The sequence below is a fragment of the Pseudomonas libanensis genome, assembly GCF_001439685.1.
GTDB classification, from domain to species: domain Bacteria; phylum Pseudomonadota; class Gammaproteobacteria; order Pseudomonadales; family Pseudomonadaceae; genus Aquipseudomonas; species Aquipseudomonas libanensis.
This window is the reverse complement of record NZ_JYLH01000003.1, coordinates 298,277-314,966: the sequence shown is the minus strand read 5'-3', so window position 1 is coordinate 314,966 and position 16,690 is coordinate 298,277. Positions and strand designations below refer to the sequence as shown.

Here is a 16,690-nt window from a genome sequence, read left to right as displayed (position 1 = left end):
GCAACCATGGCAGAAACAACCGCTTCGGGCTATATCCAGCACCACTTGCAGAACCTGACCTTCGGTCAGCTTCCCAACGGCGGCTGGGGCTTTGCCCACACCGCAGCAGAGGCCAAAGAAATGGGTTTCTGGGCTTTCCACCTGGATACTCTGGGTTGGTCGGTCGCATTGGGCCTGATCTTCGTCCTGATTTTCCGCATGGCGGCAAAGAAGGCGACCTCCGGTCAGCCAGGTGCTTTGCAGAACTTCGTTGAAGTACTGGTCGAATTCGTCGATGGCAGCGTGAAAGACAGCTTCCATGGCCGTAGCCCGGTGATCGCACCGCTGGCGCTGACCATCTTCGTCTGGGTGTTCCTGATGAACGCCGTCGACCTGATCCCGGTGGACTGGATTCCTCAGTTGGCCATCCTGATCTCCGGCGATGCGCACATTCCATTCCGCGCCGTGTCGACCACTGACCCGAACGCCACCCTGGGCATGGCTCTGTCGGTGTTCGCGTTGATCATTTTCTACAGCATCAAGGTCAAGGGTATCGGCGGCTTCATCGGCGAACTGACCCTGCACCCGTTCGGCAGCAAGAACATTTTCGTTCAAGCCCTGCTGATCCCGGTGAACTTCCTGCTGGAATTCGTGACCCTGGTCGCCAAGCCGATCTCCCTGGCCCTGCGACTGTTCGGCAACATGTATGCCGGCGAGCTGGTGTTCATCCTGATCGCTGTGATGTTCGGCAGCGGCCTGCTCTGGCTTAGCGGCCTGGGCGTAGTTCTGCAGTGGGCGTGGGCTGTGTTCCACATCCTGATCATTACCCTGCAGGCCTTCATCTTCATGATGCTGACTATCGTCTACCTGTCGATGGCGCACGAAGAGAACCATTAAGACCAGTCTCGACTAGTCTGATGTCCTTCCCGGTCAAACGGGAAGGTGGCCCAACAGGGCTATGAAACGATTTGTTTTACCGCTTTAAAATCTAAAAAACCTAAACCATACGACGTAAAAGTCGGGAGGAAAGATGGAAACTGTAGTTGGTCTAACCGCTATCGCTGTTGCACTGTTGATCGGCCTGGGCGCCCTGGGTACTGCCATTGGTTTCGGCCTGCTGGGCGGCAAATTCCTGGAAGGCGCAGCGCGTCAGCCAGAAATGGTCCCAATGCTGCAAGTTAAAATGTTCATCGTCGCCGGCCTGCTCGACGCCGTGACCATGATCGGCGTTGGTATCGCACTGTTCTTCACCTTCGCGAACCCCTTCGTTGGTCAACTCGCTGGCTAATCACTCGACTTTTCGAGTGATTGGGGTGATGGACAACGAATGAGCGAGGTGTTGGCGTGAACATTAATGCAACCCTGATTGGCCAATCCGTTGCGTTCTTCATTTTTGTAGTGTTTTGCATGAAGTTCGTGTGGCCTCCGGTCATCGCGGCTTTGCACGAACGTCAGAAGAAGATCGCGGATGGTTTGGACGCTGCCAGCCGTGCAGCTCGCGACCTGGAGTTGGCCCAAGAGAAAGTGGGTCTTCAACTGCGCGAAGCTAAAGCACAGGCAGCTGAAATCATTGAGCAAGCCAAGAAACGCGGTAACCAGATCGTCGAAGAGGCTGTTGAAAAAGCCCGCGTCGAAGCTGACCGTGTGAAGGCTTCGGCTCATGCCGAGATCGAACAGGAACTGAACGGTGTCAAAGACGCGCTGCGTGCCCAACTGGGTGCTCTGGCCGTCGGCGGTGCTGAGAAGATCCTCGGTGCCACAATCGATCAAAACGCGCACGCGGAGCTGGTTAACAAACTGGCTGCTGAAATTTAAGCGAGGGCGATCATGGCAGAACTGACCACGTTGGCCCGACCTTATGCTAAGGCAGCCTTCGAGCACGCCCAGGCCCACCAGCAGCTGGCCTCTTGGTCAGCCATGCTCGGCCTGGCTGCAGCAGTGTCGCAAGACGACACCATGCAGCGCGTGCTCAAGGCCCCGCGCCTGACGAGCGCAGACAAGGCCGCCACTTTTATTGAAGTGTGCGGCGACAAGTTTGATGTGAAGGTGCAGAACTTCATCCACGTCGTTGCCGAAAACGACCGTCTCCCGCTATTGCCGGAGATCGCCGCTCTGTTCGACCTGTACAAGGCCGAAGCAGAGAAATCGGTAGACGTTGAAGTGACCAGTGCTTTCGCATTGAACCAAGAACAGCAAGACAAACTCGCCAAGGTTCTCAGTGCACGACTCAATCGGGAAGTGCGCCTGCAAGCTTCGGAGGACGCATCGCTTATTGGTGGTGTTGTTATCCGTGCCGGCGACCTGGTTATCGATGGCTCGATTCGCGGCAAAATCGCGAAACTTGCCGAAGCATTGAAATCTTGAGTTTGAAGGGGCAGCAGAGCAATGCAGCAACTCAATCCTTCCGAAATAAGTGAAATTATCAAGGGCCGCATCGACAAGCTCGATGTGACCTCCCAAGCCCGTAACGAAGGCACTGTCGTCAGCGTATCTGACGGCATCGTGCGGATTCACGGTCTGGCCGACGTCATGTACGGCGAGATGATCGAGTTTCCGGGCGGCGTCTACGGTATGGCCCTCAACCTGGAGCAAGACTCCGTAGGTGCCGTTGTATTGGGCGCGTACACCAGTCTGGCTGAAGGCATGAGCGCCAAGTGCACCGGCCGCATCCTGGAAGTTCCGGTTGGTAAGGAACTGCTGGGTCGCGTAGTCGACGCACTGGGTAATCCTGTTGACGGCAAAGGTCCACTGGGCAACACCGAGACCGATGCGGTCGAGAAAGTTGCTCCAGGCGTGATCTGGCGTAAGTCGGTAGACCAGCCAGTACAAACTGGCTACAAGGCTGTCGATGCCATGATCCCAGTCGGCCGTGGCCAGCGTGAGCTGATCATCGGTGACCGTCAGATCGGTAAGACCGCCCTGGCGATCGACGCGATCATCAACCAGAAAGACAGCGGCATTTTCTGCGTCTACGTAGCCATCGGTCAGAAGCAATCGACCATCGCCAACGTGGTTCGCAAGCTGGAAGAAAACGGCGCCCTGGCCAACACGATCATCGTGGCTGCCAGTGCTTCGGAATCTCCTGCGCTGCAATTCCTGGCACCGTACTCCGGTTGCACCATGGGTGAATTCTTCCGCGACCGCGGTGAAGACGCGCTGATCGTTTATGACGATCTGTCCAAGCAAGCAGTGGCCTACCGCCAGATTTCCCTGCTGCTGCGCCGTCCACCAGGCCGTGAAGCTTACCCAGGCGACGTGTTCTATCTCCACTCCCGTCTGCTGGAGCGCGCATCCCGCGTTTCGGAAGAGTACGTAGAGAAGTTCACCAACGGCGCAGTGACCGGCAAAACCGGTTCCCTGACCGCACTGCCGATCATTGAAACCCAGGCTGGCGACGTTTCCGCGTTCGTTCCGACCAACGTGATTTCCATCACCGACGGTCAGATCTTCCTGGAATCGGCCATGTTCAACTCCGGGATCCGTCCTGCTGTGAACGCCGGTGTTTCGGTATCCCGTGTGGGTGGTGCCGCTCAGACCAAGATCATCAAGAAGCTCTCCGGTGGTATCCGTACCGCTCTGGCTCAGTACCGTGAACTGGCGGCATTCGCCCAGTTCGCTTCTGACCTGGACGAAGCGACCCGTAAGCAACTTGAGCATGGTCAGCGCGTTACCGAGCTGATGAAGCAGAAGCAATACGCCCCGATGTCGATCGCTGACATGGCGTTGTCGCTGTATGCCGCTGAGCGTGGGTTCCTGACCGACGTTGAAATCGCCAAGGTCGGCAGCTTTGAACAAGCGCTGATTGCTTACTTCAACCGCGATCACGCCGAATTGATGGCGAAGATCAACGTGAAGGGTGACTTCAATGACGATATCGACGCTGGCATGAAAGCCGGTATCGAGAAGTTCAAGGCCACCCAAACCTGGTAAGCCGCAGCGGGAGCCGCAAGGCTCCCGCTTGCTAACCTGATAGGTGTTACATGGCAGGCGCAAAAGAGATTCGCAGTAAGATTGCGAGCATCAAAAGCACGCAAAAAATTACCAGCGCCATGGAAAAAGTGGCGGTCAGCAAAATGCGCAAGGCACAAATGCGCATGGCTGCTAGCCGTCCTTATGCGGAGCGTATCCGCCAGGTAATTGGGCATCTGGCCAACGCCAACCCGGAATACCGCCACCCGTTCATGATCGAGCGCGCCGTCAAGCGTGCAGGTTATGTGGTAGTGAGCAGTGACCGTGGTTTGTGTGGTGGTCTGAATACCAACCTGTTCAAGGCCCTGGTCAAGGACATGGCGGTAAACCGCGAAAACGGCGTCGAGATTGATCTGTGTGTTGTTGGTAGCAAGGGTGCGGCCTTTTTCCGCAACTTCGGCGGTAACGTCGTTGCAGCTATCAGCCACCTGGGTGAAGAGCCGTCGATCAATGATTTGATCGGCAGTGTGAAGGTGATGCTGGATGCGTACCTGGAAGGCCGGATTGACCGCCTGTCCGTGGTATCCAACAAGTTCATCAACACCATGACCCAGCAGCCAACCGTGGAGCAATTGATTCCACTGGTGGCGACCCCGGATCAGGAACTCAAGCACCACTGGGACTACCTCTACGAACCAGACGCCAAAGAGCTGCTTGACGGCTTGATGGTGCGCTACGTGGAGTCGCAGGTGTACCAGGCGGTGGTCGAGAACAACGCAGCTGAACAAGCGGCGCGGATGATCGCGATGAAAAACGCTACCGATAACGCCGGTGATCTGATCAGCGATTTGCAGCTGATCTATAACAAGGCGCGTCAGGCTGCGATCACCCAAGAGATCTCGGAAATCGTCGGCGGCGCTGCCGCGGTTTAACGGTTCAAATATTCAGAGGATCCAGCTATGAGTAGCGGACGTATCGTTCAAATCATCGGCGCCGTTATCGACGTGGAATTTCCACGCGACAGCGTACCGAGCATCTACAACGCGCTGAAAGTACAAGGCGCGGAAACTACCCTGGAAGTTCAGCAGCAGCTGGGCGACGGCGTAGTTCGTACCATTGCGATGGGTTCCACCGAAGGCTTGAAGCGCGGTCTGGACGTTGTCGACACTGGCGCTGCCATCTCCGTACCGGTCGGTAAAGCGACCCTGGGCCGGATCATGGACGTACTGGGCAACCCGATCGACGAAGCTGGCCCGATCGCCACCGAAGAGCGCTGGGGCATTCACCGCGCCGCGCCTTCGTTCGCAGAACAAGCGGGCGGCAACGACCTGCTGGAAACCGGCATCAAGGTTATCGACCTGGTTTGCCCGTTCGCCAAGGGCGGTAAAGTCGGTCTGTTCGGTGGTGCCGGTGTAGGCAAGACCGTAAACATGATGGAACTGATCCGTAACATCGCCATCGAGCACAGCGGTTATTCCGTGTTCGCAGGTGTGGGTGAGCGTACTCGTGAGGGTAACGACTTCTACCACGAGATGAAGGACTCCAACGTTCTGGACAAAGTGGCACTGGTTTACGGTCAGATGAACGAGCCGCCGGGAAACCGTCTGCGCGTAGCCCTGACTGGCCTGACCATGGCCGAGAAGTTCCGTGACGAAGGTAACGACGTTCTGCTGTTCGTCGACAACATCTACCGTTACACCCTGGCCGGTACTGAAGTATCCGCACTGCTGGGCCGTATGCCTTCGGCAGTAGGTTACCAGCCGACCCTGGCTGAAGAGATGGGCGTTCTGCAAGAACGTATCACTTCGACCAAGGAAGGTTCGATCACCTCCATCCAAGCGGTATACGTACCTGCGGATGACTTGACCGACCCGTCGCCAGCCACCACCTTCGCCCACTTGGACGCCACCGTCGTTCTGTCCCGTGACATCGCTTCCCTGGGTATCTACCCAGCGGTCGATCCACTCGACTCGACTTCGCGCCAGCTGGACCCGAACGTGATCGGCCAGGAGCACTACGACACCGCTCGCGGCGTTCAGTACGTGCTGCAGCGCTACAAAGAACTGAAGGACATCATTGCGATCCTGGGTATGGACGAGCTGTCGGAAGCCGACAAGCAGTTGGTAAACCGTGCTCGTAAGATCCAGCGTTTCTTGTCGCAGCCGTTCTTCGTGGCTGAAGTCTTCACCGGTGCCTCGGGTAAATACGTTTCCCTGAAAGACACCATTGCTGGCTTCAAAGGCATCCTCAACGGTGACTACGACCACCTGCCAGAACAAGCGTTCTACATGGTCGGCGGCATCGAAGAAGCGATCGAGAAAGCCAAGAAACTGTAATCCTGGCGCCCGGAAACGGGCGCTCATCAGGTTGAGGCAATCAGATGGCTATGACAGTCCATTGCGATATCGTCAGCGCGGAAGGGGAAATTTTCTCCGGTCTGGTCGAGTTTGTAACAGCGCACGGTGACCTGGGTGATCTTGGTATCGCCATGGGTCACGCCCCGCTGATCACAAGCTTGAAGCCAGGTCCGATCACTCTGACCAAGCAAGGCGGGGAACGTGAGGTGTTTTACATCTCCGGTGGTTTCCTCGAGGTTCAGCCGAACATGGTCAAGGTACTTGCCGACACCGTGCAACGTGCTGGCGACCTGGATGAAGCCTCCGCTCAGGAAGCCGTCAAGGCTGCCGAGAAGGCGCTGAACGAAAAAGGCGCAGACTTCGACTACAGCGCTGCTGCAGTCCGTCTGGCCGAGGCCGCAGCCCAGCTGCGTACTCTCCAGCAGATCCGCAAGAAGTAAGCGGCCACGCCGTTTTGCTTGATGCGTGATTGATTAAAAAGGGTAGCCTCGGCTACCCTTTTTCTTTTTTTGCAAAACACTTCTTTGGTCTGAACCCGGACCGCCCAGGATTGGTAGCCATTCATGTCTCTTGAAATCGTCATTCTCGCCGCAGGCCAGGGCACTCGTATGCGTTCGGCCCTGCCCAAGGTGCTGCACCCGGTAGCCGGCAACTCCATGCTGGGTCATGTTATCCACAGTGCCCGGCAGTTGGACCCTCAGCGTATTCACGTGGTGATCGGCCACGGTGCCGATGTAGTACGTGAGCGCCTGGCTGCGGACGACTTGAATTTCGTATTACAAGACAAGCAGCTGGGCACCGGCCACGCCACCGCGCAGGCTGTGCCCTTCATCACCGCCGAGACGGTGCTGATCCTCTACGGCGATGTACCGCTGATTGAAGTGGAAACCCTGCAACGTCTGCTCAAGCATGTCGTGCCTGGCCAGATGGGCCTGCTCACCGTTGAGCTGGATGACCCTACCGGCTACGGCCGCATTGTGCGTAATGCCGACGGCAAGGTTGCCGCTATCGTCGAGCATAAAGATGCCAGCGAAGCCCAGCGCGCCATTACTGAAGGCAACACCGGCATTCTTGCCGTGCCTGCCGATAAGCTGGGCGACTGGATGAGCCGCCTGTCCAACAACAACGCCCAGGGCGAGTACTACCTCACCGATGTGATCGAAATGGCGGTGAGTGACGGCCTGCTGGTCGCCACCGAACAGCCTCACGACCCGATGGAAGTGCAGGGCGCCAACGACCGCAAGCAGCTCGCAGAGCTGGAGCGTCACTACCAACTGCGCGAGGGCCTGCGCCTGATGGCCCAGGGCGTGACCCTGCGTGACCCGGCGCGTTTCGATGTGCGTGGCGAAGTGACGGTGGGCCGCGACATCCTGATTGATATCAACGTGATCCTCGAAGGCCGCGTGATCATTGAAGACGGTGTGGTGATCGGCCCGAACTGCGTGATCAAGGACAGCACCTTGCGCAAAGGCGTGGTGGTCAAGGCTAACAGCCATATCGACGGTGCCGTGATGGGCGAGGGTAGCGATGCGGGGCCGTTTGCACGGTTGCGTCCGGGTACAGTGATGGGCGCCAGGGCGCACGTTGGCAATTTCGTCGAGCTGAAAAACGCGAAGATGGGTGACGACGCGAAGGCCGGCCACTTGGCTTACCTCGGTGATGCAGTGATCGGTGCCCGCAGCAACATTGGTGCTGGCGCTATCACCTGTAACTACGACGGCGCCAATAAATATCAGACGACTATTGGTGAAGACGTATTTATCGGCTCCAACAACTCGTTGATTGCGCCAGTCTCCATTGGTGATGGTTCAAACACCGCGGCAGGTTCCACCATCAACCAGGATGTGGATAAGTCGCAGTTGGCCGTTGCCCGCGCTCGCCAACGCAACATCGACGGCTGGAAACGCCCGGTCAAAATCAAAAAGACCTGAGTTATCCACAGTTCGATGGGCTGATGGGCTCTCCTGTGGGAGCTGGCTTGCCTGCGATAGCGGTCTGACATTCAACAGTGATGTCGCCTGACACGCCGCTATCGCAGGCAAGCCAGCTCCCACAGTTGTTTAGTGGCATGTCCGAAAGCTCTATAAAAATGCCCTCCGCCCCTTGACGATCTTTCGCCAATAGGTTTTGATTGCCTTCGTTATCTTTCGAAACGAAACTTATCATTACCATGTCGAAACGAAATACACCCCAACGGCGCCACAATATCCTCACTCTGCTCAATGAACAGGGCGAAGTCAGTGTGGACGAATTGGCCAAGCGTTTCGAAACGTCGGAAGTGACCATCCGCAAGGATCTGGCCGCCCTCGAAAGCAATGGCCTGCTCCTGCGTCGCTACGGTGGCGCAATCACCATGCCCCAGGAGCTGGTAGGCGACGCCGCACAACCCATCTCGGCTTACAAGCGCGCCATCGCGCGTGCGGCAGTGGTGCGTTTGCGCGAACACGCACGCATCATCATCGACAGCGGCAGCACCACCGCCGCCATGATCCCCGAACTGGGCCATCAGCCCGGCCTGGTGGTGATGACCAACTCCCTGAACGTGGCCCGCGCCCTGAGCGAACTGGAACACGAACCGGTGTTGTTGATGACTGGCGGCACCTGGGACCCGCATTCGGACTCGTTCCAGGGCCAGGTCGCCGAGCAGGTGCTGCGTTCCTACGACTTTGATCAACTGTTCATCGGCGCCGATGGCATCGATCTGCAACGCGGCACCACCACCTTCAACGAGCTGCTGGGCCTGAGCCGCGTCATGGCCGAGGTCGCCCGTGAAGTGGTGGTAATGGTCGAGTCCGACAAGATCGGCCGCAAGATTCCCAATCTGGAGCTGCCCTGGAGCAGCGTCCATACCCTTATTACCGATGATCGCCTGCCGCTTGAGGCCCGCGACCAGATCCAAGCCCGCGGCATTACGCTGATATGCGCGGCAATCATCTAGGAGAAGCACCATGTGTGGAATTGTTGGCGCAGTCGCCGAACGTAACGTTACTGCCATCCTGATCGAAGGCCTCAAGCGCCTCGAATACCGCGGCTACGACAGCGCCGGTGTTGCCGTCTTCACTAACGCCGGCAAGCTGGAGCGCATGCGCCGCCCAGGCAAGGTCAGCGAACTGGACCAGGCTCTGGCCGGTGAGCCGCTCGTAGGCCGCCTGGGGATTGCCCACACCCGTTGGGCCACCCACGGAGCGCCGTGCGAGCGTAACGCTCACCCACACTTCTCCGGTGACCTGGCGGTGGTGCACAACGGCATTATCGAGAACCACGAAGTGCTGCGTGAGCAACTCAAGGGCCTGGGCTACGTCTTCACCTCGGACACCGACACCGAAGTCATCGCCCACCTGCTCAACCATAAACTCAAGGACCACAGCGACCTGACCACCGCCCTCAAGGCCACGGTCAAGGAACTGCATGGCGCCTACGGCCTGGCCGTGATCAGCGCCAGCCAGCCTGATCGCCTGGTTGCTGCACGCAGTGGCAGCCCACTGGTAATCGGCCTGGGCCTGGGCGAGAACTTCCTCGCCTCCGACCAACTGGCTCTGCGCCAGGTGACCGACCGCTTCATGTACTTGGAAGAAGGCGATATTGCCGACATCCGTCGTGAAAGCGTGCAGATCTGGGACGTTAACGGGCAGTCCGTCGAGCGTGAAGCCGTGCAATACCGCGACGGTGCCGAAGCCGCTGACAAGGGCGAATTCCGCCACTTCATGCTCAAGGAGATCCACGAGCAGCCGTCCGTGGTGCAACGCACCCTGGAAGGTCGCCTGAGCCAGAACCAAGTGTTGGTGAACGCTTTCGGCCCGCAAGCCGCTGAACTGTTCGCCAAAGTGCGCAATGTGCAGATCGTCGCCTGCGGCACCAGCTACCACGCCGGCATGGTCGCCCGTTACTGGCTGGAAGAACTGGCCGGCATCCCATGCCAAGTCGAAGTCGCCAGCGAGTTCCGCTATCGCAAGGTGGTGGTGCAGCCCGACACCCTGTTCGTGACCATCTCCCAGTCCGGCGAAACCGCCGATACCCTGGCGGCTCTGCGCAACGCCAAGGAGCTGGGTTTCCTCGGCAGTCTGGCAATCTGCAACGTCAGCATCAGCTCTCTGGTGCGTGAATCCGACCTGACCCTGCTGACCCAGGCCGGTCGCGAAATCGGCGTGGCCTCCACCAAAGCCTTCACCACCCAACTGGTGGGCCTGTTGCTGCTGACCCTGTCCCTGGGCCAAGTACGCGGCACCCTCGCCGAAGGTGTCGAAGCCACCCTGGTGGAAGAACTGCGCCGCCTGCCGACCCGCCTGGGCGAAGCCTTGGCCATGGACGGCACCGTGGAAAAAGTCGCCGAACTGTTCGCCGACAAGAACCACACCCTGTTCCTCGGCCGTGGCGCGCAATACCCGGTGGCAATGGAAGGCTCGCTGAAACTCAAGGAAATCTCGTACATCCACGCTGAAGCCTACCCGGCCGGTGAGCTGAAGCACGGCCCGCTGGCCCTGGTGGATGACGACATGCCCGTGGTTACCGTTGCGCCAAACAACGAACTGCTGGAGAAGCTCAAGTCCAACCTGCAGGAAGTACGCGCCCGCGGCGGCCAACTGATCGTCTTCGCCGATGAGAAGGCCGGCATGACCAATGGTGAAGGCACGCACGTGATCAACATGCCGCACATCCACGACACGCTGTCGCCGATTCTCTACACCATCCCGCTGCAGTTGCTGTCGTACTACGTCGCCGTGCTCAAAGGCACCGACGTTGACCAGCCGCGTAACCTGGCGAAGTCGGTGACGGTGGAGTAAGCCTTACTGATGTACCCAAAAGGGGCTGTTTTAAACAGCCCTTTTTTTCGTTTTGGATTCGCTCAATTCAAGGATTCATATTGATGCCAAGCCCTTCTGCCGCTATCCAAGCACGTTTGCACAATCGTCGGTTCGTGGTCGCGAATAACGCCCAAGGGTTGTCCGGTACCGGCACCGTGTTTCATTACAAAGTCGAAGACGGGATGATTTCGAGCACTTATCAGGGTGGCCGAATTCGCCTGGGAACGCAGGTCGGGCGGGTGACCGGTCCAGATACAATCGAGCTGCTTTATCAGTGCGTAACCCTGGACGGGGAACTGCTCGCGGGGTGGTCGCGTGGCACGGTAGGCGTTGATCATGCCGGGCGCACAACGCTGAGTTTCGTTTGGGGCTGGCTATCGGGTGCGACAGGAGGCGGAGAGTCTAGCTATGTCGAGATCGCTGGCTAGAAGTCCTGAAAGCACCACAAAACCTACAGGTAAGCGCAAATCCCCTGTGGGAGCGGGCTTGCCCGCGAAGGCGGCGTGTCAGTGGCTGCCTCTGTTACTGCACCAGCGCTTTCGCAGGCAAGCCAGCTCCCACATTTTGATCTCCATCGGGTTTGAGAAAGAAGTGGCTCAGGTCCACCAGTAACGTACGAGGTGAAAGAAGATCGGCGCCGCAAAGCACACCGAATCCAGCCGATCCAGCATCCCGCCGTGCCCTTCGATCATGTGCCCCCAGTCTTTCACGCCGCGGTCACGCTTGATCGCCGACATCACGATCCCGCCGGCAAAGCCCAGCAAGTTGATCAACAGCGCAATCAGGAACGACTGCCACGGGTTGAACGGTGTGGTCCACCACAAAGCGGCACCGATCAGGGATGACAACAGAATGCCGCCAACAAAACCTTCCACGGTCTTGGACGGCGACAGATTGGGCGCGATCTTGTGTTTGCCGAACAGCTTGCCGCATACGTACTGCAGCACGTCCGATAGTTGCACCACGATCACCAGGTAGGCGATCAACAGCAGGTTGCGGCCTTCGTAGCCTGGTATGTCCAACGTCAGCAGAGCCGGTACGAAGGACACGCAAAACACCGCGATCATCAGCCCCCATTGCACCTTCGAGGCGCGTTCCAGGAAGTGCGTGCTGTCGCCGCCCAAGGAGGCGAGGATCGGCAGCAGCAGGAACACGTACACCGGGATGAAGATCGAGAACAGCCCATACCAGTCGGCGTAGATCAGCACATATTGCAGCGGCAGGGCGAGGTAGAACGCGGCCACCAGGGCCGGGTAGTCGCTACGCCGGGTTGGGGTGAGGGTGAGGAATTCGCGCAGGGCATAGAACGACACGGCGTAGAAAAGCAGGATCACCGCGCCAGTGCCGAGCCAGAAGGCGATGCCGATCACCACCACCATCACCCACCAGGCGTTGATGCGGGCGTTGAGGTTGTCGATCACCGCATTTGGGCTGCCACGGGTGCGCAGCTTGAGGATCAGGCCGATCAGCGAGGCGATGACCAGGATCGCGCCGATGCCGCCGAATAACATCAGGGTTTGGCTATCCATCTCAGGAATGCTCCGGGGCAAGGGCGAGCAGGGCGTCGCGGGTACGGGCAAGGAATGCGGCTTTGTCTTCGCCCTCTTCCAATTGCAGGGGAGCACCGAAGCTGGTTGTGCATAACAAGGGCAATGGCAGTACACGACCCTTGGGCATGACCCGGTTAAGGTTGGCTATCCACACGGGCACCAGTTCGGCCTGTGGGTAACTTTTTGCCAAGTGGTACAAGCCGCTCTTGAAGGGCAGCAAGCCATCCTCCAGATTGCGCGTGCCTTCCGGGAAGATGATCAGCGAGTCACCGCCTTCCAGCGCCGCGAGCATGGGCTGCAATGGGTTATCCACAGGCTCCTTGCGCTCGCGGTCGATCAGCACGCCATTGAACACGCGGTTGATGATGTAGCGGCGCAGGGCGCTCTTGTTCCAGTAATCACTGCCGGCCACCGGACGCGTGAACTTGCGCAGGTTCTGCGGCAGCGACGCCCATACCAGCACGAAGTCGCCGTGGCTGCTGTGGTTGGCGTAATAGATGCGTTGCACCGGCACCGGCGCGCACCCCAGCCATAGGCTGCGGGCGCCAGTGACGGTGCGGGCCATGGAAGTAATCAGCGTGGCGACCACGGGTTCGAACATGGGGATTCCTTATCCGGCGAAAGGCAGCCAAGGGCTGGCGAGGATGACGCCCAGGGTCAGCAGCGCTTGCGCGCCCAGCAGCCAGGCTTGTTTGCGCAACAGTTTGAGCGCGCCACGACGACGTTCGCTCCAGGGCCGACCGGCTCGTTTAGGTGATTGCAAGCCAAGGGTTTGCAGGGCCTGGTCGAGGTCCGGTGTGCGTGTAGTGTCGCGGGCCAGCAGGGCAAACAGGTCGGCGTCGAAGGCCACGCGCAATGCCCAATATTTTTGCAGCAGGCCCAGTACGATCATCCACAGGGCCAGCAGCAGGCAGATCGTCGAGATACTGGCCAACAATAGCTGGGCAAGGCCGAACAGTACGCCGAGCAGCGTCAGGCCTGTGGATAACTGATCCAGCGACTGGCCACGGCGCAGCAGGCTGGCGACCACCTGGAGTTCCATATCAGCGGGCATGGGGCAAACCCTCCAAAGCTTCTCGGTGCGCAGGGTGCAGGACCACATTGGACCGTGCTGTACGAATGATAGCCAGCGCTTGATCAACCGTGGCGGCGCGCCCTGTGTTCAGCAGCCAGGCGGCAACGGCGGTAGCGCTGCGGGAGTAACCAAGGGCACAGCACACCAGCAAAGGCCCGTGCTGGCGCAGTTGCTCGATAGCATGCGCGGCTTTCAGGCACTCCTCGGGGGTCGGTGCGATCAGGTCAAGTACTGGCACGCAGGCATACGCGCGGCGCTGTGGATTAATCGGCAGCTCGGCGCACAGATCGACAATAGCCTTGAATGAACCCTGCTGTTGCGATGTGGGAATACGCCCAAGCCAGACGTTATCCACAATCATGTCGGGCTGTGGGTGTCTGCATGTCCATAGGCGCGAGTTGATCCACGCGCCAGCCACGTAAGGGGCATACAGCCAGCGTGCGGCGGGACTAAGACGACCGTCTTCGCGTTTTTGAAAGCCTGACGCGCCTAGCACGAAGTAATTGGCCTTGACCAACCCCAGGGAAACCGCCGGCCACAGCAGCCACAGCCAGCCGCCGCCGAGTACGACGGCAGGCACCATCAGTATTAACGCGCCCAGCCCATAGCGCATGCCCAGCCGCCAGCGTTGGGTGTCCCGCGTCAGTCGCGCATTCAACAAAGGGCTTGGGTGTTCTATGGGCCATAGCCACACGCATAACCATCCGGCGAGGGCGCCTGTGGGTAAGTCGATAAAGTGATGTTGATAAGTAGTCAGTACCGAAACGCCGATCAGCGCAAACCAGCCATGCACTACCCAGCGCCAGAATCCTTGAGTGTGCCGCTGGTACATCACCCACAGGATCACCAGCAGCGCGATATGCAGGGACGGTGCCTGGTTGAATGGCTTGTCAAAACCTGCCAGCACCGCGAACAGCCAGCCAAACACGCCGTCCAGTTCCGGCCGCTCGAAAGTGAAGCGCAGTGGCCAGATCAGGAAGCAACTGACGGCAATAACCTGCGCGCTCAGCAGGCGCAGAGCATGTTGTTTCAGCTCATGACGGGTATTGGGCAACAGCAGCGAGAAGCCGTAGAGCAGGTCGATGGACCAATAGGGCACGATGGTCCAGGCCCAGAACGGCATATGGGTTTCCCAGCCGAATACCAGCGTGCCGACGTCGCTGCGCTGGCTGGTGACCCAGGTGGCAAAGCCGTAAGTGCTGAAAAACAGCGGCGCCAACAGCAGCAGCCAGAGGACCGCTGGTTTCAATAAACCGGGTTCACGCATGTTCAGATCTTCTGTGCCAGAGAGACCGTAAAGATGCCCCACTCATCCACCCGCTGGGTGATCTTGCGAAAGCCCGCGGCTTCGACCAACTGGTCCATTTCCGCCTGGCTGCGGCGACGCATTACCCAGGCTTGGCCCTGGCGGTGGCTGGTAAGTGCGCGGGCAATCAGTTCCAGTTGCGGGTGCCATGGCTGGCCGGTGTACACCAGGTAACCGCCTGGTTCCACGGCTTCGGCCAAGCCCGCCAGTGAACCGCTGACCATGGCGTTATCGGCAAACAATTCATACAGGCCCGACACCACGGCCAGGGTCGGCTTGGGTTCCAGGGCGGCCAGGTCGGCGCGGTCGAACGCATCGGCTTTGACGAACTGGGCGATGTCTCCCAGGCCCTTCTCGCGAATCAACGCGCCACCGTCGCGCACGTTGATGTCGCTGTAGTCGCGCAGCAGGATCGATTCCGGCAACGGCGACACACCTTGCAAGGCTTCAAGGATGTAACGGCCGTGGCCGGCGGCGATATCAACGATACGGACTTCGCAATGGTCATCACGCAACTTGGCCATGGCCAGGCGCAGCAACTCCTCGACGTTAAGCTTGCGCTGACGAATACCGCGCCAGCCGATGGAATTGAGGTAGTTGGTATCGATCATCCGCCCCAGGCCGCCCTTGCCGGTGGGTTTGTTGCGGTACACGTAGTCCAGGGTGCTGCCGGAGTCGAAACCGGTGTCGAAGCCCAGCTTTACTCCGTCCGACAGGTTCCTGCCCAGGCCCATGCTGGCGCGGGTCATGCGCCAGTACAGGTCGCGCAGGGAATTGCGTGGCAGCGGTGCGGCAAGGGATTCGGATTCGGCACAGGTGGCGCCGAGTTTGTCGGCGTCCAGCAGGCAGGCGCGATCCAGCGGGTGGGCGAAGTTCTGCAGGATAAAGCGCTTGGCGCTGTTCACGGCCACGGCACGGTCACGTTCGCCGAGGGTGTCGTGGAAAAAACCGGGGAGGATATGCAGCTCTTTTTTCAGGCTGCCAAGCCGGTCGAAAAATTGCTGCTGGGGTTTACGGTGCACCACAAAATCGGAGCCGGAGATCAGCAGTTGGGTCGGCACCTGGATCGCCTGGGCATCGGCTACAACTCGGTCGGCCGCTTCGTACAGCCCCAGCAGCACATTCACCGAGATAGCCTTGGTGATCAGCGGATCGCTGTCGTATGACGCCACGCGCTCCGGGTCATGGCTGAGGAACTTGGCCTTGACGTAGCTGTTGACGAAAAAGTTGCCGCGAAACCTGCGCATCAAGGCCAGGCCCGGGCGGGCGAAGGGTACGTACAGCTTGACCTTGAAGGCTGGCGAGGCGAGCACCAGGGCGCGGATCTTTGGCGCGTAGTCGTGGACCCAGGTGGCCGCGATCACCGCGCCGACGCTTTGGGCGATCACGGCGAGGTTTTGCTCTTCGATGCCGTAGGTGGCGCCGATGTGGTCACAGAAGGTCTGCACATCACGGGCACTGGTGGCAAAGCTGGGGCTGTCGCCGCGCTCGCCGGGCGATTGGCCGTGGCCGCGGGCGTCCCAGGCGAAAAAATCAAACTCCGGCAAGCCCAGTTCATCTACCAGGTGGGCAATACGCCCGGAGTGCTCATGGCCGCGATGGAACAACAGGATTGCCTTGCGCGGCCCGGTGGCGGCCGTAGCCGGCCAGTGCCGGTAGAAAAGCTCGACGCCATCATGGGTACTGAAGGTGTGCTCTTGCTGTTCGCGCAT

The 16,690-nt window shown here is 59.2% G+C and carries 17 protein-coding genes; 12 read left to right on the top strand and 5 right to left on the bottom strand.

The annotated features are described in order from the left end of the window. Nucleotides 1–6 precede the first annotated feature (6 nt). The 12 genes from atpB (at nt 7) to TU73_RS29310 (ending at nt 11,475) form a co-directional block, all read left to right on the top strand. On the top strand, nt 7–876 hold the full coding sequence (atpB, locus tag TU73_RS06785; protein ID WP_046070210.1) for a F0F1 ATP synthase subunit A: 870 nt from the start codon (nt 7–9) through the stop codon (nt 874–876). A gap of 133 nt (nt 877–1,009) precedes the next feature. After that, nucleotides 1,010–1,267, top strand: a complete 258-nt coding sequence (gene atpE / locus TU73_RS06780; RefSeq protein WP_002555987.1) for a F0F1 ATP synthase subunit C — start codon at nt 1,010–1,012, stop codon at nt 1,265–1,267. Between the two features lie 56 nt (nt 1,268–1,323). Further along, nucleotides 1,324–1,794: a F0F1 ATP synthase subunit B gene (locus TU73_RS06775; protein ID WP_010565867.1), complete on the top strand. Its 471-nt coding sequence runs from the start codon at nt 1,324–1,326 to the stop codon at nt 1,792–1,794. Between the two features lie 12 nt (nt 1,795–1,806). Next, complete coding sequence (locus TU73_RS06770; RefSeq protein WP_015886646.1) at nt 1,807–2,343, top strand: F0F1 ATP synthase subunit delta; 537 nt, start codon at nt 1,807–1,809, stop codon at nt 2,341–2,343. A gap of 21 nt (nt 2,344–2,364) precedes the next feature. Next, nucleotides 2,365–3,909: a F0F1 ATP synthase subunit alpha gene (atpA, locus tag TU73_RS06765; protein ID WP_003195831.1), complete on the top strand. Its 1,545-nt coding sequence runs from the start codon at nt 2,365–2,367 to the stop codon at nt 3,907–3,909. A gap of 50 nt (nt 3,910–3,959) precedes the next feature. Further along, a complete protein-coding gene (gene atpG, locus TU73_RS06760; protein WP_005792602.1) occupies nt 3,960–4,820 on the top strand; it encodes a F0F1 ATP synthase subunit gamma in 861 nt (286 codons plus the stop codon). A gap of 27 nt (nt 4,821–4,847) precedes the next feature. Next, nucleotides 4,848–6,224: a F0F1 ATP synthase subunit beta gene (gene atpD / locus TU73_RS06755; RefSeq protein ID WP_003195827.1), complete on the top strand. Its 1,377-nt coding sequence runs from the start codon at nt 4,848–4,850 to the stop codon at nt 6,222–6,224. A gap of 44 nt (nt 6,225–6,268) precedes the next feature. Then, nucleotides 6,269–6,685 carry a F0F1 ATP synthase subunit epsilon gene (locus TU73_RS06750; RefSeq protein WP_003195825.1) on the top strand — a complete coding sequence of 139 codons (417 nt, stop codon included), beginning with the start codon at nt 6,269–6,271 and terminating at the stop codon, nt 6,683–6,685. A gap of 123 nt (nt 6,686–6,808) precedes the next feature. Beyond that, complete coding sequence (glmU, locus tag TU73_RS06745; protein ID WP_057011545.1) at nt 6,809–8,176, top strand: bifunctional UDP-N-acetylglucosamine diphosphorylase/glucosamine-1-phosphate N-acetyltransferase GlmU; 1,368 nt, start codon at nt 6,809–6,811, stop codon at nt 8,174–8,176. A gap of 239 nt (nt 8,177–8,415) precedes the next feature. Then, a complete protein-coding gene (locus TU73_RS06735) occupies nt 8,416–9,183 on the top strand; it encodes a DeoR/GlpR family DNA-binding transcription regulator (protein ID WP_043048216.1) in 768 nt (255 codons plus the stop codon). Nucleotides 9,184–9,193: 10 nt separating this feature from the next. Further along, entirely contained in the window at nt 9,194–11,026 is a 1,833-nt protein-coding gene (glmS, locus tag TU73_RS06730) for a glutamine--fructose-6-phosphate transaminase (isomerizing) (protein WP_057011543.1), read from the top strand. Between the two features lie 83 nt (nt 11,027–11,109). Beyond that, nucleotides 11,110–11,475, top strand: coding sequence for an avidin-fold protein (locus tag TU73_RS29310; protein WP_057011542.1), 366 nt, complete (start codon nt 11,110–11,112; stop codon nt 11,473–11,475). Nucleotides 11,476–11,643: 168 nt separating this feature from the next. Here TU73_RS29310 and TU73_RS06720 read toward each other — a convergent pair whose 3' ends face one another. From TU73_RS06720 to TU73_RS06700, 5 genes are read right to left on the bottom strand one after another with little or no spacing between them, the layout of a single operon-like run. Then, nucleotides 11,644–12,576: a phosphatidate cytidylyltransferase gene (locus tag TU73_RS06720; protein ID WP_043048213.1), complete on the bottom strand. Its 933-nt coding sequence runs from the start codon at nt 12,574–12,576 to the stop codon at nt 11,644–11,646. 1 nt (nt 12,577) lies between these two features. Beyond that, entirely contained in the window at nt 12,578–13,198 is a 621-nt protein-coding gene (locus TU73_RS06715) for a lysophospholipid acyltransferase family protein (protein WP_057011541.1), read from the bottom strand. Between the two features lie 9 nt (nt 13,199–13,207). Then, a complete protein-coding gene (locus TU73_RS06710) occupies nt 13,208–13,651 on the bottom strand; it encodes a hypothetical protein (RefSeq protein ID WP_057011540.1) in 444 nt (147 codons plus the stop codon). Next, nucleotides 13,641–14,939 (bottom strand): phosphatase PAP2/dual specificity phosphatase family protein, encoded by a 1,299-nt coding sequence (locus TU73_RS06705; RefSeq protein ID WP_057011539.1) that lies wholly within the window; start codon nt 14,937–14,939, stop codon nt 13,641–13,643. Before TU73_RS06705 ends, TU73_RS06710 begins: the two co-directional genes overlap by 11 nt. Before the next feature lie 2 nt (nt 14,940–14,941). Beyond that, the gene (locus TU73_RS06700) at nt 14,942–16,690 is read right to left on the bottom strand and encodes a bifunctional alpha/beta hydrolase/class I SAM-dependent methyltransferase (RefSeq protein ID WP_057011538.1); all 1,749 of its coding nucleotides are present in this window, start codon (nt 16,688–16,690) and stop codon (nt 14,942–14,944) included.

Coding starts and splice junctions, on each gene's coding strand:
- atpE (WP_002555987.1), top strand. CDS start 1,010: ATGGAAACTGTAGTTGGTCTAACCGCTATCGCTGTTGCACTGTTGATC.
- TU73_RS29310 (WP_057011542.1), top strand. CDS start 11,110: ATGCCAAGCCCTTCTGCCGCTATCCAAGCACGTTTGCACAATCGTCGG.
- TU73_RS06750 (WP_003195825.1), top strand. CDS start 6,269: ATGGCTATGACAGTCCATTGCGATATCGTCAGCGCGGAAGGGGAAATT.
- atpB (WP_046070210.1), top strand. CDS start 7: ATGGCAGAAACAACCGCTTCGGGCTATATCCAGCACCACTTGCAGAAC.
- atpG (WP_005792602.1), top strand. CDS start 3,960: ATGGCAGGCGCAAAAGAGATTCGCAGTAAGATTGCGAGCATCAAAAGC.
- TU73_RS06705 (WP_057011539.1), bottom strand. CDS start 14,939: ATGCGTGAACCCGGTTTATTGAAACCAGCGGTCCTCTGGCTGCTGCTG.
- glmS (WP_057011543.1), top strand. CDS start 9,194: ATGTGTGGAATTGTTGGCGCAGTCGCCGAACGTAACGTTACTGCCATC.
- TU73_RS06720 (WP_043048213.1), bottom strand. CDS start 12,576: ATGGATAGCCAAACCCTGATGTTATTCGGCGGCATCGGCGCGATCCTG.
- TU73_RS06770 (WP_015886646.1), top strand. CDS start 1,807: ATGGCAGAACTGACCACGTTGGCCCGACCTTATGCTAAGGCAGCCTTC.
- glmU (WP_057011545.1), top strand. CDS start 6,809: ATGTCTCTTGAAATCGTCATTCTCGCCGCAGGCCAGGGCACTCGTATG.
- TU73_RS06710 (WP_057011540.1), bottom strand. CDS start 13,651: ATGCCCGCTGATATGGAACTCCAGGTGGTCGCCAGCCTGCTGCGCCGT.
- atpA (WP_003195831.1), top strand. CDS start 2,365: ATGCAGCAACTCAATCCTTCCGAAATAAGTGAAATTATCAAGGGCCGC.
- TU73_RS06700 (WP_057011538.1), bottom strand. CDS start 16,690: ATGCGCGAACAGCAAGAGCACACCTTCAGTACCCATGATGGCGTCGAG.
- TU73_RS06735 (WP_043048216.1), top strand. CDS start 8,416: ATGTCGAAACGAAATACACCCCAACGGCGCCACAATATCCTCACTCTG.
- TU73_RS06715 (WP_057011541.1), bottom strand. CDS start 13,198: ATGTTCGAACCCGTGGTCGCCACGCTGATTACTTCCATGGCCCGCACC.
- atpD (WP_003195827.1), top strand. CDS start 4,848: ATGAGTAGCGGACGTATCGTTCAAATCATCGGCGCCGTTATCGACGTG.